Source organism: Clostridium sp. SHJSY1 (genome assembly GCF_031626875.1).
Lineage (GTDB): Bacteria > Bacillota > Clostridia > Clostridiales > Clostridiaceae > Clostridium.
The window spans coordinates 22,368-47,075 of record NZ_JANDMF010000035.1 but is presented as its reverse complement, the minus strand read 5'-3'; the positions used below and the strand labels follow the sequence as shown (position 1 = coordinate 47,075).

At 29.6% G+C, this 24,708-nt stretch carries 20 protein-coding genes and 1 pseudogene; 17 read left to right on the top strand and 4 right to left on the bottom strand.

What is annotated here, in order from left to right; all coding sequences use genetic code 11:
• Positions 1-27: 27 nt before the first annotated feature.
• From garR to NNC19_RS15635, 5 genes are all read left to right on the top strand, one after another.
• Positions 28-912 (top strand): 2-hydroxy-3-oxopropionate reductase, encoded by an 885-nt coding sequence (garR, locus tag NNC19_RS15655; protein ID WP_310939607.1) that lies wholly within the window; start codon positions 28-30, stop codon positions 910-912.
• A gap of 290 nt (positions 913-1,202) precedes the next feature.
• On the top strand, positions 1,203-2,531 hold the full coding sequence (locus tag NNC19_RS15650; RefSeq protein ID WP_310939606.1) for an enolase C-terminal domain-like protein: 1,329 nt from the start codon (positions 1,203-1,205) through the stop codon (positions 2,529-2,531).
• Positions 2,532-2,628: 97 nt separating this feature from the next.
• Positions 2,629-3,600, top strand: coding sequence for a D-2-hydroxyacid dehydrogenase (locus NNC19_RS15645; protein WP_310939605.1), 972 nt, complete (start codon positions 2,629-2,631; stop codon positions 3,598-3,600).
• Between the two features lie 31 nt (positions 3,601-3,631).
• Complete coding sequence (locus tag NNC19_RS15640) at positions 3,632-4,513, top strand: aldo/keto reductase (protein ID WP_310939604.1); 882 nt, start codon at positions 3,632-3,634, stop codon at positions 4,511-4,513.
• A 52-nt stretch (positions 4,514-4,565) separates the two neighbouring features.
• Complete coding sequence (locus NNC19_RS15635; RefSeq protein ID WP_310939603.1) at positions 4,566-5,756, top strand: NAD(P)-dependent oxidoreductase; 1,191 nt, start codon at positions 4,566-4,568, stop codon at positions 5,754-5,756.
• Positions 5,757-5,816: 60 nt separating this feature from the next.
• Here the strand turns inward: NNC19_RS15635 and NNC19_RS15630 are convergent, their stop codons facing one another.
• A complete protein-coding gene (locus NNC19_RS15630) occupies positions 5,817-7,538 on the bottom strand; it encodes a methyl-accepting chemotaxis protein (RefSeq protein WP_310939602.1) in 1,722 nt (573 codons plus the stop codon).
• A gap of 219 nt (positions 7,539-7,757) precedes the next feature.
• Between NNC19_RS15630 and NNC19_RS15625 the strand changes: the two genes are divergently transcribed.
• Together NNC19_RS15625 and NNC19_RS15620 are read left to right on the top strand one after the other, a co-directional pair.
• Positions 7,758-9,758, top strand: a complete 2,001-nt coding sequence (locus NNC19_RS15625) for a KUP/HAK/KT family potassium transporter (RefSeq protein ID WP_310939601.1) — start codon at positions 7,758-7,760, stop codon at positions 9,756-9,758.
• A gap of 453 nt (positions 9,759-10,211) precedes the next feature.
• Entirely contained in the window at positions 10,212-12,215 is a 2,004-nt protein-coding gene (locus tag NNC19_RS15620) for a KUP/HAK/KT family potassium transporter (protein ID WP_310939600.1), read from the top strand.
• A gap of 103 nt (positions 12,216-12,318) precedes the next feature.
• On the opposite strand, the gene NNC19_RS15615 is transcribed toward NNC19_RS15620, so the two are convergent.
• The gene (locus tag NNC19_RS15615) at positions 12,319-12,825 is read right to left on the bottom strand and encodes a hypothetical protein (RefSeq protein ID WP_310939599.1); all 507 of its coding nucleotides are present in this window, start codon (positions 12,823-12,825) and stop codon (positions 12,319-12,321) included.
• A 462-nt stretch (positions 12,826-13,287) separates the two neighbouring features.
• On the opposite strand from NNC19_RS15615, the gene NNC19_RS15610 reads away from it, so the two are divergent.
• The 5 genes from NNC19_RS15610 to NNC19_RS15590 all read left to right on the top strand — a co-directional run bounded on the left by NNC19_RS15610 (position 13,288) and on the right by NNC19_RS15590 (position 18,039).
• A complete protein-coding gene (locus NNC19_RS15610) occupies positions 13,288-14,601 on the top strand; it encodes a pectate lyase (protein ID WP_310939598.1) in 1,314 nt (437 codons plus the stop codon).
• 214 nt (positions 14,602-14,815) lie between these two features.
• Positions 14,816-15,127, top strand: a complete 312-nt coding sequence (locus NNC19_RS15605; protein ID WP_310939597.1) for a hypothetical protein — start codon at positions 14,816-14,818, stop codon at positions 15,125-15,127.
• Positions 15,128-15,450: 323 nt separating this feature from the next.
• The gene (locus NNC19_RS15600) at positions 15,451-15,864 is read left to right on the top strand and encodes a hypothetical protein (RefSeq protein ID WP_310939596.1); all 414 of its coding nucleotides are present in this window, start codon (positions 15,451-15,453) and stop codon (positions 15,862-15,864) included.
• 477 nt (positions 15,865-16,341) lie between these two features.
• A complete protein-coding gene (locus NNC19_RS15595; protein ID WP_310939595.1) occupies positions 16,342-16,809 on the top strand; it encodes a hypothetical protein in 468 nt (155 codons plus the stop codon).
• 285 nt (positions 16,810-17,094) lie between these two features.
• A complete protein-coding gene (locus NNC19_RS15590) occupies positions 17,095-18,039 on the top strand; it encodes an ABC transporter ATP-binding protein (RefSeq protein WP_396136443.1) in 945 nt (314 codons plus the stop codon).
• 473 nt (positions 18,040-18,512) lie between these two features.
• Here the strand turns inward: NNC19_RS15590 and NNC19_RS15585 are convergent.
• Together NNC19_RS15585 and NNC19_RS15580 are read right to left on the bottom strand one after the other, a co-directional pair.
• Positions 18,513-18,962 (bottom strand): annotated as a pseudogene (locus NNC19_RS15585) (ATP-binding protein).
• Positions 18,963-19,324: 362 nt separating this feature from the next.
• On the bottom strand, positions 19,325-19,459 hold the full coding sequence (locus NNC19_RS15580) for a hypothetical protein (protein WP_310939593.1): 135 nt from the start codon (positions 19,457-19,459) through the stop codon (positions 19,325-19,327).
• A gap of 610 nt (positions 19,460-20,069) precedes the next feature.
• On the opposite strand from NNC19_RS15580, the gene NNC19_RS15575 reads away from it, so the two are divergent.
• The 5 genes from NNC19_RS15575 to NNC19_RS15555 are packed head-to-tail and all read left to right on the top strand — an operon-like array spanning position 20,070 to position 24,699.
• Positions 20,070-20,210, top strand: coding sequence for a hypothetical protein (locus tag NNC19_RS15575; protein WP_310939592.1), 141 nt, complete (start codon positions 20,070-20,072; stop codon positions 20,208-20,210).
• A 24-nt stretch (positions 20,211-20,234) separates the two neighbouring features.
• Positions 20,235-21,428 (top strand): AMP-binding protein, encoded by a 1,194-nt coding sequence (locus NNC19_RS15570; RefSeq protein WP_310939591.1) that lies wholly within the window; start codon positions 20,235-20,237, stop codon positions 21,426-21,428.
• Between the two features lie 13 nt (positions 21,429-21,441).
• Complete coding sequence (locus tag NNC19_RS15565; RefSeq protein ID WP_310939590.1) at positions 21,442-22,569, top strand: 3-dehydroquinate synthase II; 1,128 nt, start codon at positions 21,442-21,444, stop codon at positions 22,567-22,569.
• 14 nt (positions 22,570-22,583) lie between these two features.
• A complete protein-coding gene (locus NNC19_RS15560; protein WP_310939589.1) occupies positions 22,584-23,948 on the top strand; it encodes an AMP-binding protein in 1,365 nt (454 codons plus the stop codon).
• A complete protein-coding gene (locus NNC19_RS15555) occupies positions 23,938-24,699 on the top strand; it encodes an amidohydrolase family protein (RefSeq protein WP_310939588.1) in 762 nt (253 codons plus the stop codon). The genes NNC19_RS15560 and NNC19_RS15555 overlap by 11 nt, the downstream gene beginning before the upstream one ends.
• Positions 24,700-24,708: the final 9 nt, after the last annotated feature.

Here is a 24,708-nt window from a genome sequence, read left to right as displayed (position 1 = left end):
AACAATATGAATAGGAGTGAAGTAAAAATGAAAATTGGATTTATAGGACTAGGAATTATGGGAAAACCTATGAGTAAAAACTTAGTTAAGGCAGGATATAAGCTAGTTGTTAGTAGCTTTGATAAAGAAGCAGCAGAAGAATTAAAATCTCTAGGAGCTGAAACTTGTGCAAGCAATAAAGAAATAGCTGAACAATGTGATGTTGTTATAACAATGTTACCAAACTCACCACAAGTTAAACAAGTTGCTCTTGGAAAAGATGGAATAATAGAAGGAGCTCATAAAGGATTAACATTAATAGATATGAGCTCAATAGCACCACTTGCATCAAGAGAAATTGGTGCAAAATTAGCTGAAAAAGGTGTTGAAATGTTAGATGCTCCAGTAAGTGGCGGAGAACCAAAGGCTATTGATGGAACAATATCTGTTATGGTTGGAGGAAAGCAAGAATTATTTGATAAATATCTTGACATAATGAAAGCAATGGCAGGTTCAGTAGTAAGAGTTGGAGAAATCGGTGCTGGTAATATAGCAAAACTTGCTAACCAAACTATAGTTGCTATAAATATAGCTGCTATGTCAGAAGCGCTAGTGTTAGCTCAAAAATCAGGAGTTAGTCCAGAACTAGTTTACAATGCAATTAGAGGAGGTCTTGCAGGAAGTACTGTTTTAGATGCAAAAGCACCTCTTGTTATGGATAGAAAGTTTGATCCTGGATTTAGAATCAACTTACACATCAAAGATTTAAACAATGTACTAGAAACTTCTCACGAAGTAGGAGCACCATTACCATTAACAGCAGCAGTACTTGAAATGATGCAAGCATTAAAGGTTGATGGCTTTGAAATGGAAGACCATGGAAGCATAATAAAATACTATGAAAAATTAGCTAACACTGAAGTTCATAGATAAAATAAATTATAAATCAAAAAAATTATAAACTTACCTAAAATGCCTAAAAATACCTAAAAATTATTTATAAAAATAATAAAAAAGAAAAACCATTATAGATAGTCCGTTTTATTAATCCGAAAATCTGTATTAATTACCAAACTGATGAGATTATTTAATAATCTCATCAGAAATATAGATTTGTATTCAAATTGTACATTATAAGTTGTAAAGGATTTAATTATCCTAAAGAAATTAACTAACAGAATATTATTTAAGAAACATTAAATTTAAGAAATGGAGTGATCGATATGTCAGCACCAAAGGTTACTAAAATAGAAGTTTATCAAGTAGCAGGACATGATAGTATGCTATTTAATTTAAGTGGAGCACATGGACCATACTTTACTAGAAATGTTATTATATTAACAGATGAAAATGGGAATGAAGGTATAGGCGAAGTTCCTGGTGGAGAAAAAATCTGTCAAACAATTAAAGATTCAGAAAAGATAGTTGTAGGTTCATCAATTGGTGACTATAAGAACACTTTACAAAGAGTTCAAAAGGAATTTGCTGATAGAGATTCAAGCGGAAGAGGATTACAAACTTTCGATTTAAGAACAACAATTCATGCAGTAACAGCTATAGAAACAGCTTTACTTGATTTATTAGGAAAGCACTTAGAAGTTCCAGTTGCAGCATTACTTGGAGATGGACAACAAAGAGATAAAGTAAAAATGTTAGGATATCTTTTCTATGTTGGAGATAGAAAAAGAACTAATTTAGAATATGTAAATGAAGAAGATAGTGCTGATGAATGGTATAGAATTCGTAGAGAAGAAGCTATGACTCCAGAAGCTATAGTAAAATTAGCAGAAGCTACTCATGCTAAATATGGATTCACTGATTTCAAATTAAAGGGTGGAGTTTTAGAAGGAAAAGAAGAAATTAAAGCAATAAAAGCTTTAAAAGAAAGATTCCCAGAAGCTAGAATTAACCTTGATCCAAATGGAGCATGGTCATTAAAAGAAGCTATTGAACTTTGTAAGGATATGAAGGGAATAATGACTTATGCAGAAGATCCATGTGGAGCTGAAAATGGATTCTCAGGCCGTGAAGTTATGGCTGAATTTAAGAAAGCAACAGGTCTTCCAACAGCAACTAACATGATAGCAACTGACTGGAGACAAATGGGACATTCTGTAGTTTTAAATTCAGTAGATATTCCTTTAGCTGATCCTCACTTCTGGACAATGGAAGGAACAGTACGTGTAGCTCAAATGTGTAATGATTGGGGATTAACTTGGGGATCTCACTCAAACAACCATTTTGATATATCATTAGCTATGTTTACTCATGCAGCAGCAGCAGCTCCAGGAGAAATAACAGCTATAGATACACACTGGATATGGCAAGAAGGATATGACAGATTAACAAAGGAACCATTACAAATTAGAGATGGATTTGTAGAAGTTCCAAAGAAACCAGGTCTAGGAATTGAAATAGATAGAGAACAAATAATGAAAGCTCATCAATTATATATAGATAAAAATTTAGAATCAAGAGATGATTCTATAGGAATGCAATATTACATTAAAGATTGGAAATTCGATAATAAACGTCCTTGCTTAGTTAGATAATAAATACAATTAACCACTTAATAAAGACATGAAATTATTATACAATATATGATAAGTTCATGTTTTTATTATATAAAAAATCATGTGAGGTGATATCATGAGAAACAGCAATATACTTATACTTTTACCTATAAATGAAAAACAAAAAAGGTTAATAGAAAGTGTTTCAGAAGGTTCTAACTTTATATATAAAACACAAAAAGAAGTAGATAAGGAAACTGTTCAAGACGCGGATATAATAATTGGAAACCCACCAGCAGAATTAATAAAGGAATCTGAGAAGTTAAAATGGTTACAATTAAACAGTGCTGGAGCTGATGCATATATAAAGGAAGGAATATTAAATAAAGATACATTTCTTACTAATGCAACAGGAGCATATGGTTTAGCTATTTCAGAACATTTAATTGGAGTTCTTCTTCAAATATTTAAAAAGCTTCATATATATAGAAATAATCAAAAGTTACATCTTTGGAAAGATGAAGGTGAAGTTAAATCTATATATGGTTCTAAAATTTTAATAGTTGGTCTTGGAAATATTGGAGAAGAGTTTGCAAAACGAGTAAAAGCTTTTGGAGCATATACAATAGGAGTGAGAAGGAGTAATACAGAAAAACCAGATTTTATTGATGAATTATATTTAATGGATAAAATTGATCAAGTGCTCCCAACTGTAGATGTTGTAATGCTTTCTTTACCTTCTACAAAAGAAACTTATAAGATGTTTTCAAGAGAAAGACTTAGTATTATGAAAAAGGGAGCAGTTCTTTTAAATGTTGGTAGAGGGAATGTACTTGATACAGAGGCATTGTGTGACCTTGTGGAAAGTGAATATTTATTAGGAGCAGGACTTGATGTAACAGATCCAGAGCCACTTACGAAGGAGCATAGAATATGGAATATAGATAATATAATAATTACACCACATGTTTCAGGTGGATATCATATTCCAGAAACTCTACAAAAAATTGTTGAAATAAGTTCTGAAAATTTGAAAAAGTTTATAAGCGGTGAAAAACTTACTAATATTGTTGATTTTAGTACAGGATATAGAACTTTAAATAAATAGAGTAACATGTTAAATGAAAGGATAAATTAAAATGACCAATAGTGAAATTAGAGAATATGTAGAAAAAAGAAAAGTAATTTTACCTGATGGAACTAAAGTATCAGCTTTAGGGCAAGGAACTTGGTTTATGGGGGAACACTCTAATAAAAGAGAAGAGGAAATAAAATCATTAAGACTTGGTGTAGAGCTTGGAATGAATTTAATTGATACAGCTGAAATGTATGGTGATGGATTATCTGAGGAAGTTGTAGCTAAGGTAATTGAAGATTGTAGAAAAGATGTATTTTTAGTTTCTAAAGTTTATCCTCATAATGCAGGAGGAAATTCGATTATAAGAGCTTGTGAAAATAGTTTAAGAAGATTGAAAACAGACTATTTAGATTTATATCTTCTTCATTGGAGAGGGGGGATTCCCCTAGAAGAGACCATAGAGGGAATGGAATTATTAAAAAAGCAAGGAAAAATTTTAAGATGGGGAGTATCTAATTTTGATAAAGATGATATGGAAGAATTATATCATAAATCAAATGGAGAAAATTGTGCTGTGAATGAAGTTTTATATCATTTGGGATCAAGAGGTATTGAATTTGATTTATTACCATGGCAAAGGAAAAATAATATTCCTACCATAGCATATTGTCCTTTAGCTCAAGGTGGATCTTTAAATAGAAGTTTACTAAGGGATGAAACCTTACAAGAAATAGCTAAAGAACATAATGCAACATCATTACAAATAGCTCTAGCATGGACAATACATAATAATGACATTATATCTATACCAAAAGCATCAAGTGAAAAGCATGTTATATTAAATGCTAAAGCAACATCAGTAAATTTAACATTTGAAGATATGCAAAGGTTAGATGGAACTTTTAAGAAACCAAGTAGAAAAGTACCACTAGATATAGTATAATAAAATTTTTGATGAACTAAATATTAAATCAAAAGAGAAAGGTTGTTAAATTATGATTTTAATAGATGAAGCATATAGATGTTTATTATGTAAAAGTCCAAAATGCAAAGCTAATTGTCCAATTGATACTCAAATTCCAAAAGTAATAGAGCTTTATAGACAAGAAAAGTATGAAGAAGCAGGGGAAGTATTATTTAAAAATAACCCACTTTCAGCTATATGTGCAATTGTTTGTCCACATGAAGACCAATGTGCAGGAAGTTGTATAAGAGGAATTAAGGGCGAGCCAATAAAGTTTCATGAAATTGAAAAAGAATTATCAAGAAAGTATTTAGAAGAAAATAAATTTGAAAATATCCCTAAAACTAAGGATAGAATTGCAATAGTAGGTGGAGGGCCTGCGGGAATTACAATTGCATTTATATTAGCTAAGAAGGGATATAAAATTACTATATTTGATTCACATGAAAGAATTGGTGGAGTATTAAGATATGGAATTCCTGAGTATAGGTTGCCTAAGGATTTAATTGATAGAATTGAGGATAGGCTTATAGATCTTGGTGTTATGATTAGACCAAATACTCTTATAGGACCAGTTATAAGTATAGATAGATTATTTAAAGAAGGATATAAAGCGATATTTATTGGAACAGGGGTATGGAATCCTAAGACATTAAATATTACAGGAGAGACTTTAGGAAATGCACATTTTGCAATAGATTATCTTAAATCTCCACATACATATAGATTAGGAGAAAGGGTAGCAGTAATAGGGGCAGGAAATGTTGCTATGGATGCTGCAAGAACTGCAAAAAGAAATGGTGCTAAGGAAGTTACTGTTATTTATAGAAAAGGCTTTGAAAATATGAGTGCAACCAATAAGGAAATAGAAGAGACTAAAGAAGATGGTGTTGATTTTAAATTATTTAGAGCACCTTTAGAAATAACAGAAGAGGGAGTTATTCTTAAGAATGTGGAAACAAAAGAAGAAGAATTCTTTAGCTGCGACTCTGCAATAATTGCAATAAGTCAAACACCAAAAACAAATATAGTTTCTAATACTACTAGACTTGAAACAGATAGAGCAGGGCTTATAGTTACAGATAGAAAAGGTAATACAACTAAAAAAGGTGTATTTGGATCTGGAGATGTGGTTACTGGTGCAAAAACTGTTGTTGAAGCAGTAGCTCATGCTAAGATAGTTGCAAAAACAATAGAGGAATATTGTGAAAGAAATTCTTAAAAATAAAACCTATCAGAGGATTTTTAAATCATTCTGATAGGTTCTATTTTACTTATACTATTATTTGAGTTTAAATTGATTTATAGCATCAAACATCAAATTTGCGTTTTCTGAAAGCTTTTCAGCAGATTGAGAAACCTCTGTAGAAGAAGAAAACATTTGCTCAGAAGAAGCACTTATTTCTTCTGATGAAGCTGAATTTTCTTGGGCTATTGCTGAAGCTCCTTCAACCTTGTCTATTATATGAGATTTTTCATCATTTATTTTTTCCATAGAATTGTTTACTTTATTTATTTGAGGAATAATCTTTTCCACAGCATCTATTATTTCTTTAAATGAGATTATTGAACTATCAATAACTTTTATCTGAGAGTTAATTGTTCCACTAACATCTTTGGTTGTTGATAGAACTGAATTGGTTTCAGTGGTAATACTAGACACTAAAGTTGATATATCAGATGAAGAATTTTTACTTTGTTCTGCTAATTGTCTAATTTCATCAGCAACTACAGCAAATCCTTTGCCAGCTTCTCCAGCTCTAGCAGCTTCAATAGCAGCATTAAGAGCAAGTAAATCTGTTTGTTCTGATATACTATTAATTAATGTAGTTATTTCATTTATTTGATTTACACTTGATACAAGATTGTTTGTTTTAGAAACTACAGTTTCAAATGATGTATTCATATTTTGAACAGATGATACTAATTCATGTAGCTGAGAGTTACTGTTATTAGCCATAGAATTAACATTTTTAGCAGTATTATTAACATCATTAACAGTTAAAACAACACTATCAATTGAATTACCAAATTCATTTAGAGAATGTGTCATTCCTACAAGTTCATTTGCTTGAGATGTAGAACCTGCAGCTACTTGTTGAATAGCATCACTTACTTCTTGTGTTGTTGCAGTCATTTCTTCAGAAACAGCAGATAAAGTAAGTGATTGATTATTCATATCTTCTGCTCTATTTCTTATTTCACTCATTAACAATGAGATTGATTCGACAGTATTATTTAAAGAGTTATTCATTAAACCAAATTCATTAGTTCTAGTAGTGTCTATATCTACAGTAAAGTTTCCTAATGATACTTCATTTAGAACGTTTGTAAATTCTTTAATAGATGATTTTATAGAAGATAGTATTAAATATGCTAATCCTGCACCTACAGCAACTAATAAAATTACTATAATAATTAGAGTTGTTACTGCGATATTAAAATCTTTTTCAGATTTTTCGCTTAAAATTTCAGATTGCTCTTTATGATAATTAGACAAATCATTTATAGCATTAGATAGATTAGTTCCAGATTTAGTATTTGCATCAATAAAGTCTTGGCTAGGACTATCACCAATAGATCTTATTTCTTTCAATTGTTCTATAAAAGAAGAATATTCATTAAAACATTTTTTTAATGTATCAGCTTTATCTTTTCCTTCCTTATCTTGGATATTAGAGAATTCCTCATCAATGCTATCATTAATTGTAGTAGTAAGTTCATCTAAAGTAGTTATATAACTTTTGTCAAATGTTCTATCAGTTAGTTTTGTAAGCGTGTTTCTCAAGTTTCCTGATGCACCGTTTATTTCACCAACTCTTGTTGCACCTGTAAGTTGTATATTGGCCAAATTATCTACATTATCATTTATGCTACGAAGTTTTATATAACTAACAGAACCAACTGATAGTGTAGAAATTATAGCTAGAATAAAAAGTATTATTATACCATGAGTAATTTTTAAGTTTTTTAGCAACTTAAAGCTTTTTTCTTTGTCTTTCATAATGTTCCTCCATAATTCAATTTGTTTTATATTATATATTCGGTATAAATAGCAAATGACTTAAGAGAATTTATCCATTTATGTTTTAAATTGGAGAAAAAAATTTCTAATATTTGTCCGTTTGTATTATAAAAAAGTTAAGTTAACTATATATACATAAAATTTCCGTGGATACACAAAATAAAAATAATTATTTATTAAAGTAAAGGGAGTCAAAATATGAAATCAAGTACAAAAGAAATGGATATTTCAAAATTAACTATAGGAGGTACTTTAGTAGCATTGGGTGTTGTTTATGGAGATATTGGGACTTCACCACTTTATGTAATGAAATCAGTTCTTAATGGCAATGGGGGATTAGAGAGTATAAATGATACTTTTATTTTAGGAACATTATCAATGGTTTTTTGGACAATTACTATTTTAACAACAATAAAATATGTTCTAATTACATTAAAGGCAGATAATAAAGGTGAAGGTGGAATATTTTCTCTTTTTACTTTGGTACGTAGACGTGCAAAATGGCTTATTATACCTGCAATTATTGGTGGGTCAACATTACTTGCAGATGGCATGTTGACACCTGCTGTAACTGTAACTTCAGCAGTTGAAGGATTAAAGTTGATTGAAAGTTTTAATCATATTTTTGGAAATAATCAAAATAACATTATTATAGTTGTAATAGCAATAATAAGTGCTCTTTTTTTTATTCAACACTTTGGAACTGACTTAATTGGAAAAATGTTTGGACCAATAATGCTTGTTTGGTTTTGTACATTAGCTATATTTGGAATAATAAATATAGCTAATGATTGGACATTGTTACGAGCATTATCTCCACATTATGCAATAAATACTCTTTTTAGTAATGAAAATAAGCAAGGATTCTTTATTCTTGGTAGTATATTTTTATCATCAACAGGTGCAGAAGCACTTTATTCAGATCTTGGGCATGTTGGAAAAAATAATATATATGGATCTTGGCCTTTTGTTAAAATATGTTTACTATTAAATTATTTTGGGCAAGGAGCTTGGATATTATCAGCTAAGAATAATTCTATATATAATAAAGTTCATGACTTAAATCCGTTTTTTCAAATGGTTCCACAAAAGCTTTTGATATTTGCTATAATAATTTCTACATTAGCTGCAATTATTGCTTCTCAGGCACTAATTTCAGGATCTTTTACTTTGGTTTCAGAAGCAATTAAGTTAAATTTATTTCCTAGATTACATACTATGTATCCATCTAGCTCTAAAGGACAACTATATATACCAGGAATAAATAAACTTTTATGGATTGTTTGTATTGGAATTGTTCTTTACTTTAGAAGTTCTGATCACATGGAAGCAGCATATGGATTGGCAATTACAGTTACCATGTTAATGACAACTATTCTTTTGTTTAATTATTTATTAAAACAAAAGACTCCTTTTATTGTTGCTTTAGGAATACTTGTTTTCTTTATCATATTTGAGTTTTCTTTCTTTATTGCAAATATTATTAAATTTATGCATGGAGGATTTGTAGCTGTAATAATTGCTTTAGGAATTTTATCTGTTATGTATATTTGGATTAGAGGCTACTATATTAAAATGAGATTATTAGAAGAAGTTCCAATTGAAGATTATAAAAATCAATTAGATCAATTAAGATTAGATGAGGATCGTCCTAAATATGCAACAAACCTTGTGTATTTGACTGGTTGTAAAAAACGTAAACGAATTGATAGAAAAATAATGTATTCTATACTAGATAAAAGGCCTAAGAAGGCAGATGTATATTGGTTTGTGAATATTGATGTTAGTGATGAACCTTATTTAGCTGAATATACAGTAGATACCTTTGGAACATCACATATTGTAAAAGTTCAAATTAATCTTGGATTTAGAGTGGAACAAAAATTAAATGTTTTTTTACGTCAAATTTCAACCGAATTAGTTGAAAGTGGAGAAATAGAGCTTCAATCAAGAACTTATACAATAATACCAGAAAGAAAAGTTGGTGATTTTCGTTTTGTTATAATTAGAGAACATCTTTCCTATGAATCAGAATTAAATATCTGGGATTCACTTTTACTTAGGGCTAAATTATTTATGAAAAAGTTTACTGTTTCCCCTGAGAAATGGTTTGGACTTGAAACAAGTGATGTTTATATTGAGGAAGTTCCACTTTTTGTTGGGCATTCTAATCGGACAATTTTAAAAAGAATTAAATGATTAAATAATTTAAGATGTTTTCTTAATAGGAACAACATCTTAAATTTAATTTTGTTTACAAAAAATTAAACATAAGTAAAGTGCAAGAAATTATAAATGAAATTTCATAAAGAGACTTAATTTAATAAAATATATTCAGCAAGATTTATATTTTTCATGCAAAATAACATATTTAAGAAATTGAAATTATAAAGTTTATCACTGTAAATAGATAGAAATAATTTGAAAGATGAAATTGTTTGAAAAAAATGTTGCAAAAACAAATCAGACTACTGATTAAGGGCAATGTAAAGTTATTTAAAAATAATTGACTTATTTTTGAATAGTGATATGATAGATATTATTTCAACGAAAAGGAAATATAATAAAGTACAATTTGGAATAAAGGTAGAGGTAAGTTTCAGAGCATAATTAAAATTTATAAAACATTTGTAAGGTAAAGGAAGTTTAAAAATGAAATCAAGTTTAAAAGACAATAATATTTCTAAATTAACTTTAGGTGGGATTTTAGTAACGTTAGGTGTAGTTTATGGAGATATAGGAACCTCACCACTGTATGTAATGAAATCAGTACTTAGTGGTAATGGAGGTTTAGAAAGTATATCTGAAAATTTTATCCTTGGAACGCTATCAATGGTTTTTTGGACAATCACTATTTTAACAACTATAAAATATGTCCTAATAACTTTGAATGCAGACAATAAGGGTGAGGGCGGAATTTTCTCTCTTTTTACATTAGTTCGTAGACGTGCAAAGTGGCTTATAGTTCCAGCTATTATCGGTGGAGCAGCATTGATTGCTGATGGGATGTTAACACCAGCAATGAGTATAACCTCAGCTGTTGAAGGGTTAAAGTTAATCCCAAGTTTTAATACTGTTTTTGGTAATAATCAAAATAGTATTATTGTAATTGTAATAATAATTATAAGTGCTCTTTTTTTTATTCAGCATTTTGGAACAGATTTTATTGGAAAAATGTTTGGACCAATTATGTTTGTGTGGTTTTTAACTTTAGCTGTATTTGGAATTATGAATATGTCTCATGATTGGACATTATTACGTGCATTGTCTCCACATTATGCTATTAAGACACTTTTTAGTAGTGAAAATAATGCTGGATTCTTTATTCTTGGAAGTATATTCTTATCCTCAACAGGAGCAGAAGCTCTTTATTCAGATCTTGGACATGTTGGGAAAAAGAATATCTATGGCTCATGGCCTTTTGTTAAAATGTGTTTATTGATAAATTATTTTGGACAAGGTGCTTGGATGTTAGAAGCTAAGAAAAATTCTATGATGTTTGCTGATGTTAAAGATTTAAATCCTTTTTTTCAAATGGTTCCACAAGGACTTTTAATCTTTGCTATAATAATTTCAACTTTGGCTGCAATTATTGCTTCACAAGCTCTAATTTCAGGAGCATTTACACTTGTTTCAGAAGCAATTAAATTAAATTTATTTCCTAGATTACATACTATGTATCCATCTAGCTCTAAAGGACAACTATATATACCAGCAATAAATAAACTTTTGTGGGTTGTTTGTATTGCAATTGTTCTTTATTTTAAAAATTCAGAACATATGGAAGCAGCTTATGGATTAGCAATTACAGTTACAATGTTAATGACAACTATTCTTTTATTTAATTATTTATTAAAACAAAAGACACCATTATTTGTTGCCATAGGGGTTCTTATTTTCTTTGGTGCATTTGAAGTTTCTTTCTTTATAGGAAATGTGGTGAAATTTACTCATGGAGGATTTGTTGCTGTTTTAATTGCTTTATTGATTCTATTAGTTATGGTTATTTGGATAAAAGGATATTATATAAAAATGCGTTTATTAGAAAATGTTCCAATTGAAGATTACAAAAAGCAATTAGATCAATTGCGTCAAGATGAAGATCGTCCTAAATATGCGACAAATCTTGTATACTTAACTAGTTGCAGAAAACGAAAGCATATTGATAGAAAAATTATGTATTCTATATTAGATAAAAGACCTAAGAGAGCAGATGTCTATTGGTTTGTTAATATAGAGGTTACAGACGAGCCTTACTTAGCAGAATATACAGTAGATACTATGGGAACATCTCATATTGTAAAAGTTCAGTTAAGACTTGGATTTAGGGTAGAACAAAAATTAAATATTTTTCTACGTCAAATTTCAACTGAATTAGTTGAAAGTGGTGAGATTAAACTTCAATCTAGAAATTATACAACTATGCCAGAAAGAAAAGTTGGTGATTTCCGATTTGTTCTAATTCAAGAACATCTTTCATATGAGTCAGGATTAAATACTTTGGATTCGTTAATACTTAGATCTAAATTATTTATTAAAAAAATTACTGTTACTCCAGCGAAATGGTTTGGTCTTGAAACTAGTGATGTTTACATAGAAAAAGTTCCACTATTTACAAGTAATACCTGTCGTACAAATTTGAAAAGAACTAAATAATACTAATAAAAAAGATGCTTTTTTTAAAGAAAGCATCTTTTTTATATTATAAGATTCATTATTAACTTATAAATTTGAATTATAAAAATATGAAGACTTTTAACTATTTTAAAGGATCAACTTCAGGATAATTAAGTTCATTGTATATATCATCAAATTTTTCACATAAACTTGAATCAAAAGTATATTGAGAGTCACCATAAGATACACATAAGCCAATAGTTAATGAAACGTTTGTATTATTAGCATTTGTAATATCAATGGAGTATGACCAACCCTTAATTTGGTCTTTAATTTTTTTTTCAAGATGTATAGATTCAACAAAATTTTTTACTTTTTCCATGTCTTCTTTAGAAGTTATAACTTTTTTTCTCACAGGATTACCAGTTTTAATAATTGAAATAGATTTTGGAGTTAAGTCTAGGGTGATATTTTTATCTATAATTTCTTCTTTATCTTCTTTATCTTCTTTATCTTCTCTATATAGAGTAGTTATTGTATTAATTGTATCTTGCAACTCTTCCTTATAATTAGCAGCTAGAAAGAGAAGTATACTTCCTAGAAAAACAATAAATATTCCTAAAACAGCAAATTTTTTTATTTTAATCACTTCTTTCTATATCCAATGTTATTTTGAATTAATAATTTCTAAAGCAATAATTATGATTTCAAGTGTTCCTTAAATATCTATTCTGTGTTCTAAAAAAGAATAAAATATACATAAAATTAGAATATATGTAAATTATAATATAAAATTAAATATTTTTCACATTAATAAGTGAATATTAACATATTAAAGATTTCTTATTAAAATTCTATTACTAGCATACAAGTTGTGAGAATATTTGGGTATATTATGAAAATTCTTAATATATCAAAAAAACGTCTTCAAATGTAAATGTATACAAAAATGATTACTTAAAGATAAAAAAAGGCAATTTGGAGAAAAATATATTTACAAAAAAATGTGAAGAAGTTAAAGTTTTATTGAAAATATAAACATGCATGTTCTTATTAAATGTATACTAATTTTAAAATTTAAAATATTTAATTATGAAAAGAGGATTTTAATATGTCAAAGAAATTAAAGATGATTGTATCAAAGGTAGCTGTTGCTACTTTAGCTGTAGCTATGACTATGTCAGTTTGTTATTTTTCAGGAGAAAGTACAGTTGCTTCTGCATCTACAACTATTAAAGCAAGTGCAGTAAGTCAAGTTATTGTAGTTAAAACATTTGATGAATTAAAGGCAGCCATATCTTCTGCAACAACAGGACAAACAATTGAAATTGCAGCTAATACTATTAATTGTACAAGCCAACTTGTATTAGATAAGGTTGATTCAAATATAACTATAAAGGCAGCTAATGGATATTCTCCAGTACTAGACTTTACTTCATTTAGAGAAGCAGCTAAGAAAGAAAGTCCTAAAGCAACAGGAGATAAGTATGTTGGTGTAAGAGTAAGTGGAGGAAAGTATACAATCCAAGGAATTACAATACAAAAGGCATATGATAATGGTATGCTTATAAAGCCAAATTACAATAGTGCATTATCAGCAGACAAGCAGGTACCAGGAAAACCAAATGATAATAAGATTATAGACTGTGTATTTAGTTATAATGGAGATGCTGGACTTCAAGTTTCAGGAAGTCAAAGTCTTGAAGAAGCTGGAATTAGCGTACGTCCAAGCAATAATTTAATATCAGGATGTGTAGCTTATAGAAACTTTGACCCTCTAACAAAGGGTGGAAATGCTGATGGATTTGCAGCAAAACTTTATCTTGGAACAGGTAACGCATTCTCATATTGTGTAGCTGCAGAAAACTCTGATGATGCTTGGGATAGTTTTGGAATAGGAAATAGTGATGTAACATATGAAAATTGTGTAGCATATCATAGTGGGGATTCTACAGTATTTACTGGAGCATATGATAAGGCACAAGGACTTCCTGTTGATAAAGATCTTACAATTTCTAAATGTACTGGAAATGGTAATGGATTTAAAATGGGTTCAGGAGATTCAAAATATGGAGATAAAACAAATGGTGTTAGAAACATGAAGAATTGTTTAGCTGTTGATAATATGTCAAAGGGATTTGATGAAAATAATGGTGTGGGTACAATTAATTTAACTAATGGTATGGCTTTAGGAAATAAAAAAGGTGATTATGTACTAGATGCTATGAAAGCAGGAACATTTGTTAACGTACAAGCTTTCTCATCAAAGAATCTTAAGGCTCCAAGTGGAGGAAATATTTCAGTAGTATCTACAGCAAATCAAGCAGCTATAAGGTCAGAAGTTGATGCTGCTATAGCTAATATGAGGAAAGAGCTTGCAGCTAAAAAAATTCCAACACATATGAACTTCAGTTTCTGGAAATAGAATTAAAAAATTGACTTAAATTAGGTTTGATTTCACGATATAGTGAAATTAAGCCTTTTTTATCTTTTGAAACTTAATTTTCATGATTGCAATAAAAGATTACTAAAGATTATAAAAATAGTTGAATTTTATGTAAAAAAAATAGTTACAATAGAATTATAAGGAAAAGATTTGCAAAAGTAATAGAAAATTTTATAGAGAGGATTGTGAAAATTTGATGAGAAGAAGTAGTTTTGAAAGAATATTTGAGGAAAGAGGTCTTCAGGAGTATAAAATACAAACACTTGATGATTTATTTTATATTTATAATGTTAAAATGAATCAAATTGATGGATACTTTGATTTTGATGAAGCAGAGAGAGTTTTAATAGATAATTTTACTATTAATTATTTTAATCACTATGGGTTACAAAATAATGGTATAGCAATTTTGAAAGTTTTTAAGGAGGATAGAAGGATTAATGTGGGATTGATAGTGAATGGTGAATGGAAAGTTGCACAATTACAATTGAAAATGAATAATTAGAAACACTGCATTGGATAAATCAAGGCTTTTAAAAACAAAAGAAATTAGATATAGAACAGTATTTTTAGATATGGTTCTCTCTTATCATTCATATCTTCACCTCTTCAATCAAAGTATTATCAATAGTGAATGATTATATACCATAAATTAACATAGAGTGTATGCTTTTTTATAAATTAAGTCAACAATAGGTTTTAATTAAACAAGAATATAATATATTATAGATATAAGATATTATATATTTTTTGATATTTAACATAATATTTAACATAGCATATAATATAGAGTATAAAGTATATTTAGTATAGGATGGGGTTTTGGCGATGATAAGACATTTAACAAGTGAATCTAATTATAATAGTATTATTCAAGATGAAATAATTAAGAAACGTGAAAAAGATGGAAGAGACAAGGGGACTATTTCTTTTGAAATATTAAATGAGAATAATATATTTGTCAATTTGTATAAAAGTGGAAGAAAAAACCTTAAAGCTGGGGAAAAGATAGTAGGAATTATAATCGACGATGAAGAGTTAATTGAAGCGGGGGTTAGCATTTATTATACAGATTCAAGTTCAATAAATAGTAGGCAACGTTCTAAATATACTACTAAGTTTGAAAATTTATGTTTTTATGTAGGAAATGAATTGGATCAGGACTATATTAAAATAGGAGAATATGCTCATGTAGAAGGAGATATACCTATCAGCTTTATTAAAAGGGTTGAATTCTACTAAAACATTACTTTCAAAATTTACGACAGTTTCAATTGCTAAACTTAGTATAAATTAACTGATAGAATAATTTAAGAGCTAACCAAGTTATAAATTATGGTTAGTTCTTTTTTTGCATATTGACTTTTTACATAAAAAGGTACAAAATAAATTATATCCAATATTAGGAGTGATTTGTATGAAGTATAAATTTAAAAGAAGAGAAATTGAATGTAATATTAAACAAGTATTCCTGTAATAAAGGGCTTTAGACTTTATAAAAGATAAAAAAGCTTTATTTTATGATACAAATGGAGAGAATAGGAAATATGACAGAAAATTAGTGGTGTGGATTTTTGTAAGGAATACTTTCAGATGCATGTATAGCTCACTCGTTAATGAGCAATAATGCTTAAAATTGTTATTCTTTTTTGATTAGTATAGATATAAGATAATGTTACATATTAAATAAGAAATTTTAATTTAAAAGGAAGTGATATAATGCCTCAAATGAATAAAGGAGGAAAGTTTATATTCGGAAAATCTTTAGTGCGTGATGATTTAAGTGTTCATCTTCCTACACAAGCAATTTCAGAGTATGATATAACATCAGAAAAAAAGGTATATTTAATTTCTGGAAGTAAGAAAACGGGCGGATTTATAGTAACTCGGAAAGGTCTTTTGTATCCTTCAAAAATAGGAAATATATTAAAAGATACTCCAAAATTATGTGAATATGAACTAAAGGAAGGACAATTTATTAAATATAAAGGAAGATTATATTGTTGGGTATATATATCTGATAATGGAGTTATTCAATTAACAAATAATATGCTGAAAATACTTGGAATTTACGTAGGGATGGAACTTTTATCAATTAGAAGTAGTGATATTGCATTTACTATGGGTGCCAAAGGACCGCTATTGGAAAAAGCAGATAATTTCGATGGGTATTTAGAAGTATATTAATTAAACAAATTCAATATTAATAATTGCAATATAACTAAGTGAAACCACTTTCCATTAGAGCTGGGAATATTCTTAATATCTTTAAATAGAATTTGCTTCACATTTATGATAGTGTCATATTCTTCTGATTTACAATTTTAAATCCTGTAAGTATTGAAGTTCAATCTTTAACAAACCAAAGAGGAATTTAATATACACTAACTCCATAAGTATATCTATATTATAAATGTTAAAAATCATAGAAGAGAGTTATAACCAATGTATAAATTAAGAGTAGGTGAGAACATGAATATTATGGAGATTAAAAATATTACAAAGAGATTTGATTATAAATTAATCTTAGATGATGTCTCTTTTAGTATAGAAAAAGGAGAAATATTTGGGATTCTAGGACCTAGTGGGGCAGGAAAAACCACATTAATAAATATATTAGTTGGGCTAGTAAAAATGGAAAAGGGAGAAATAATAGTAGGAGAAAATGATATAAATAAAGAACCACTAAAAGCAAGAGATATGATGGGTTTTGTGCCACAAGATATAGCTTTATTTGAAGGACTTAATGCTAAAGATAATTTAGAATACTTTGGTAGTCTTTATGGACTTAAAGGAAAATTATTAAAAGAAAGAATAGAAGAAGCATTAAAAATGGTAGGATTAGAAGACCAAGCAAAGAAACCTGTTAAAAAGTATTCAGGAGAAATGAAAAGAAGATTAAATATAGCTGCAGCAGTGCTTCATCATCCAGAAATAATTATAATGGATGAACCAACAAGGGGAATTGATTCACAATCAACAAGGTGTATTTTTGAAATAATTCAAAATATTAATAAAGAAAAAAATACTACAATAATATATACATCTCGCAACGCGAAAGAATTAGAGATCCTTTGTAATAATATATTTATTATGGATTTGGGAAAAGAAGTTGTTTATGGAAACAAAGACTATTTAAAGAGAATGGTACAAAGTGATAAAATAATTAATATAAAAGCAAGAGGTGATTTAGATATTTTAGAGCTTTCACTTAGAAAGTTAAATAATATTAGAAAAGTTAATACTTATGAAGAGTTAATAAGCTTAGTTTGTAGTGAAAAAATTGATTTAAATATGCTATTAACTGAAATATCTAAGCATAATGTTCAAATTAAAAATATTTCAATAGAAGAAATTTCACTAGAAGAAGTTTTCCTAACAATAACAGGAAAAAGACTTAGAGAAAAGGAAGCATAAAAATAAGTGGAATTCTTTCTCAAGTCAGAATAAAATGCTTCAGATCACTTTTTAGAGAAGATAAAATTACCTTTGGCGCTATAGTATTGTCATTAATAATGAAATTATTATATGGGATTATGAATATTATAACATTTAAAGGTGGATTTAATGGATAACAAAATAGACAGCATAACTTGCACAAAATGGATTTGTAAGTATCCAAGTCTCGATACAAGGGGGGATAGAGCTTACTCAGATAGGATTTCTATCTGTTAGAATATACACCCTGTTGGGATGTACCACGTATATCGTCTGTACCCTTAAATATTCCCAATTTTCTAATTGAGCATATGAGTTTCATAGAATTGGAAATTTATATTTGTAGATTTATAACAAAGTTATATAATAATATTAGATAAATATATAGTCAGTTTGAGCTATCCTGTTTAAGGCTAAGCCATATTCGGTATTTACAAAACAGGGTAGCTGAATTAAATCTTACTCTTGAATTCCTTTTCTTTTCTCATTGAATCTTTACTATCAATAAAAATGTTGTATGAATGATGAACTATTCTATCTAATATAGTATCTGCTAACGTACCTTCACCTATTTTCTCATGTAAACCCTCAGTTGAAATCTGAGAATAGAATATTGTTGAGGATTTCTTATGTCTTGTTTCAATAATCTCTAATAAATCTCTAGATTCTGTAGGCGTTGTGCAACTAATAGCCATTCATCTAATATTAACAAGGAAAGTTTCTTGTATTCCTTCATAACCCTTTGAAAAATTCCTTCGCCTCTTGCCATTTAATAAATCTGGCAATCTGATATATTTAACAGTATAAAAATTTCTACACGCAGATATACCTAAGTACGAACTTAAATAAGTTTTGCCTGAAACAGTTGAACCAAGTATTATTACATTATGCCTTTCTTCAATCTAAGTACATGATACTAGCTTCGTTAATTGAGCCATATCTAATTTTCTATCTGCATGATATTCTATATTTTCTATACATGCATCTGATGAATAAATTTATAACTCTTTAATTAATCTTTCGAGTTTATTACTTTTCCTTTTGGACCATTCCTTACCTGTTTTAAGATTGTCATGAACAAGAATTCTAGTAACACTACCAAAGAATTTATAAGTATTTACATGGGGGAATTCAGCATCCTTGATTTTGATAAAGAAAAGCTTCTACGTATTCATATTGGCTAGATGGTAAAATAGCGACAAAATATATGCTTTTATAGGTTGGCCATTATCTGTATTTATTATAGTTGCAGAACTTTACTAGCTCAATCGGCTTCAAGTTTCTCACCAGGTTTATGATATATGCATTGTGGTCTTATTTTTAATGCCATAATTTCTGCAATAATTACATAATTAGGAGTATATAAACGGAATTTCATTATTGAATTTACAAAGTTCATAGTACTCAGTCCATAATAAACTTAAAGTAACTCCACCCTTTTCCATTTCCTTATGGATGTATCCACAATCCAGTAGACTTCTAGAAGAAGGTACAATCCTTTCAGAAAAAAGCTTTTTTGTAACACCATATAATGATACAGCATTAACCGTTTTAGATACGGTATTTCTAGAATATTCACAACTCTTACCAATGATCCTTTAACTAATATCATTGAGGTGTAACAGAAGGATTTCTTTATAATTTGTCATTTCGAGACATCCTTAAATTTATTATACATATTTTAAGATATATAAATATATTATTGATAAAAAAAGAAAAGTGGCTCACTTTAATTGCAAGGGTCACTTATTTTTAAAGTTATATTCAATTAAATTATAAATATGATTATGTAAAATTGATGTATATGGATAAAACGAGAGTTAATACCAAAATACTGTAAACAACAAACATATACGGTTAGAAATGGCAATTTACACGATATTGTATATTATGTTAATATAATGAAAAAGGAGGGGTGAAAATGTTAAAACCGAAAGTAAATGGAAGAAATTTGTAAATATCATATTTAGAAAGGAAATCTCATTGACTCCATGTGTCTGGCAGCCATTATGTCCAACTATGATGGATTAATGATTGAGTTCATGAAGAATTGGACAAGTTATAAGGCAGATACAATCGATTTCCAAAGCAATTCGGAGCCATTATTGAGAAGTAGAAAAGGAAAGAAGTTTAGAAAAGAAATTGCTTAGATCGAATAGAGGGTGGTATGAAAAATGAGTCGTATTGTAGAGCAATTTAATAAAACGGTTGAAATTGCATTAAAAAATGATTTTTACAAGAATAGAGTAAAGAAAATCAATGAACTAAAAGAAATTAAAAATTTTAAGACATTACAAAAAAACGATTTGCTTGCTCTAACAATAGATGAACAGTTGCAAGGAAATACTAGCTTACTGTATGAGTATCATGAAAGTTCAGGTTCCACTAATATACCATTCATGACATGGTTTACTCAAAGTGATTTTATGGCATATGTGAAGCAAATTAATGAAAGTCCTATTAAATTTAATTCAAAAGACATTGTTTTGGTAAGATTCCCCTATGCTTTGTCAGTTCCAGCACATACATTTTCAAAAACAGTTCATATGAATGGGGGCTGCGTAATTCATGCTGGAAGGGGTGATTCAAATTGTACTCATGAAAAAGTAATCGAAATATTGATGAGAACAAAGGCTACCATTTTTGCATGTAATGTACAGGAAGCATTTATATTAGGTGAAATTGCAAAGAAAAAGGGTTTGAATTTACCAAAAGACTTTGCATTAAGAGCAATATGTACAGCAGGTGAATTGTTTACAGATAGCCGAAAGAAGAGATTGGAAAAGCTTTGGGGGGTTCCAGTTTTTAATTTTTATGGGACAACAGAATTAGGTAATTTAGCTACCACAGATAAGGATGCAATCTTAAATGCATCAAAGGATCACTTCTATTTTGAGGTGCTGGATGAAAATACTGGGGAAGAGGTTCCGGATGGAACAAAGGGAATTCTACATGTTACAACATTTTCGAAAGAGTGTTTTCCGTTTATTCGGTTTAACACTGGGGATATTGTGGTAAAAAATAAGGATGTGTTACAGGATAAGATTCAGTTGAAACATTTTGGGCGCATAACAGAGAGAATTGAATGTATGGGTAAAAAAATCACTTTTGGTGAATTACAAAATGAATTCTTATCATTGCCAGAAGAATTAGCTGGAAATTTTTTTAAGATAAGGAAAACGTTTAACGAAATAGAAATCATAGTAGAAAGTGATTGTTATAATGAGATTTCCGGCAAAGAGATTAAATTAAATATAGATATTCCCTATAGAGTCTCCTTAGTAAAAAAAAGTATGATTATGAATCTAGATAGCTACATCAATCAAGAAGTAATTGGGAAACCCAAATATATTTTAAAAGGAAATTAGGAGATTAAGATTTATGAAAAAATTATGGTATGACGCAAGAAAACTAACAGAAGACAAGATTAAGGTGCTGATTCCATTAGCGCTAAACAATGGATTTACTGGGATAATGATGAACTTTAGTCAAAGAAAAATAAGGGAAACTCTACCACAAAATGTTTTAGCACTTATTTTTATCAGCAGTAAAGAAAAGAAAGAAGCAGTTGAATATTTAAATCAAAATAAATCAACCCAGAATATTATATTCTTTTCTGAAAGCAATGAATTGTTAGAAGAAAAAATGTTTGAAAAGATAAAGAAAGGTATTTGGGTGGAAGTAAAAGACAAGAGCTCCATGAATGAAGCTATTAGTTTATCAAATAATTATGAAAGCTGTATTATTGATTTTAAATCTGATACCAATATTCCTCTTGAGTTGGTTTTAGCATTCTCACAAAAGAATAAATGTGAGATTTGTAAAAAAGTAACAAACCCGGAAGATGGCTGGATAGCAACCATGACAATGGAAATGGGAAGTTATGCGGTATTATTGGATAGTGAGGAGCCAGAGAATATAATTGGTTTGAAACTATGCATGGAAAAATACGAAAATAATGAATTGAAAATGAAGAAGTTAAAGATAACCTTTATTAAGCATATTGGTATGGGAGATCGTGTTTGTATTGATACTACTTCAAATTTACATAGTGATGAAGGTATGATTATTGGATCAACCTCCTATGGTGGTATATTAGTCAGTTCAGAGACACATTTTTTGCCTTACATGGAACTTCGTCCATTTCGAGTAAATGCAGGTGCTTTACATTCTTATATTTTCTGTAAGGATAACACAACTAAATATCTCTCAGAGCTAAAAGCTGGGGATGAGGTGCTTGCCGTTAATGCGAAAGGTGAAACACGAATCGTATCAGTAGGTAGAGTAAAAATTGAAAGAAGGCCATTATTATTGATTAATGCAGTATCTGACAATGGAGTCTGTGTTAATACAATCGTTCAGGATGATTGGCATATTCGTATTCTTGGGGAGAACGGTGAAGTGAAAAATTCAACCTTATTAAAGGAAGGTGAATTTGTTCTTGGTTACATTTCAGAGCCTGGACGTCATTTAGGAGTAAAGATTTCAGAAACGATTATTGAAAAATAAAGAGAGGTTTTACTATGCAATGGAAAAGAAATAAATTTTATGACTGGAAATGTAAGAAAGCTATCATTAAAGAATATTTTATGGATAATGAGGAACCAATGGAGCTTTGGGGTGAAGAAAAGCGCAAAGAGTATACAGAAAGAGCGGTAAAAGAAACGGTATGTCATGCTTTGCAAAATAATAATTATTACAGGGAAAAATTCCATAGTGTTGGAATCGAATCAGAAGCATCCTTCTCAATGGAGAAGTTTCAGCAAATTAGCTATTTAACCAAGGAAGAATTAATTCAAAAAAGTGACTTAATCTTATCCGTTCCAAGAGAGGAAGTAGCTCAGGTCTTTCTTTCAACAGGGACAACAGGACAAGAGATGATTTATGTAATGCATACTTGGGATGATTTATTTATTCATGATTTATCAGCAGAAATGCCGATGCTTTTTCCTGTTAATAGTGAGGATTTTGTTGCAGTCGCATTGCCCTATGAAATGAGTTCAGCTGGTCTTTCCTTTCACAGAGTAATTCAGCATGGTATGGAAGGCGCAGTCATTTCTTTAGGAAAAGGAGGCGCATATTCCGATCCTGGCAAGGCAGTACGTGTCTTAAAAGAATTGAGATGTCCAGTTTTAGTAACAAGCCCTTCGTATGCTATGCATCTATTTGATCAAGCAACAAAAATGGGGATTTCTGTAGAAAAAGAACTGTATGTAAAAACCATTTGGCTAACGGGGGAAGGCTGTTCTAATGCATTTCGTAAGCGTATTGAAAAACTATGGAATTGCGGTGCTTATTTTTATTATGGTTCACTAGAATGCGGTCCAATCGGCATTGAATGCAAGGAACAAAATGGTTATCACATTACAAGCGGACATGTATACGTAGAAATTCTAAATCCTGATACACAGGAAATATTAGCTCCAGGTGAAATCGGTGAAATTGTGGTTACAACCTTGTTAAAGGATGGAAGCCCGTTTATACGATATAGAACGCAGGATACTGGATATATAGAGGAAAGTAACTGCGAATGCGGAATAAAATTAAAACGTCTGTTTTTACGAGGCAGAAAATCAGAGCAAATGGTGGTGGATGGAAAGGAATACTCTCCGTATTATGTAGAGGAAAATCTGATGAGAATTAAAGAAGTGGGCAATAACTACAGGCTAATAGTTTATGAAAATTGCGTACTTATTATAACGGAAGCAAATTGTAAAGAGGAGGAAAGAAGTGAGCTAGAAGAGGTTATAGCAAGCAAGGTGGAATTTGGTTGTGGACTTCCAAACAAGGTAAAAATAGTTGATGAGATAGGTTTTACTGGGAAGAAAGCAGTTCGAGTGGAAAAACGAAATTGTAAGATGGAGGAGGATATAAGCAATGATTATTGATGGACATGCACATGTTACAGAAGCAGGATATGGTAATATTGACACTTTATTAGCACAATATAAGGAGGCCAAAATTGATAAGGGTGTATTAGTTCCTGGAGGAATGCTGGATGTTCGCCAAATTACGAAGTATATAAGCGGTGAAAAACAGCCAGAGACAATGGAGGTTCCTAATCACTTAGTTTTGGATGCAATCAAAAAGTATCCAGATAAATTTTATGGTTTTTATTGTGTAAATCCTCATATGGGAAAAACTACCTTACATCAATTAGAAGAAGCAGTAAAGCAAGGTTTTGTAGGATTAAAGCTAGCACCAATGGTACATCAGTTTTCTTTTTCATCTAACATTATTTATGAACTAGCTGAATTGTGTGGTGAATTAGGAATTCCATTTTATGCACATGTTGTATATTCACCAGCTGCTTCCACAAATAAATTTAATAACCTAGTAAAAATGTTTCCAAAGACAAAATTTATCTTAGGGCATATGGGATTTGGTCCGGCAGACACGGCTGCAATTCAATATGCTATGGAAAGTGATAATTTATATTTAGAAACATCTCAGGGAAGCTACCTTATTTTAAAGCAAGCTCTTGAGAAATTAGGATCTAAAAAAATAATTTTCGGAACTGAATTTCCGATGTATCATCCAATAGCAAGTTTGAGCAATGTATATGCGTTAGGGTGTAGTGATAGCCAATTAGAGGATATTTGCTGCAATAATATTTTAGAATTAATTGAAGGCAGATAAACCAGCTAA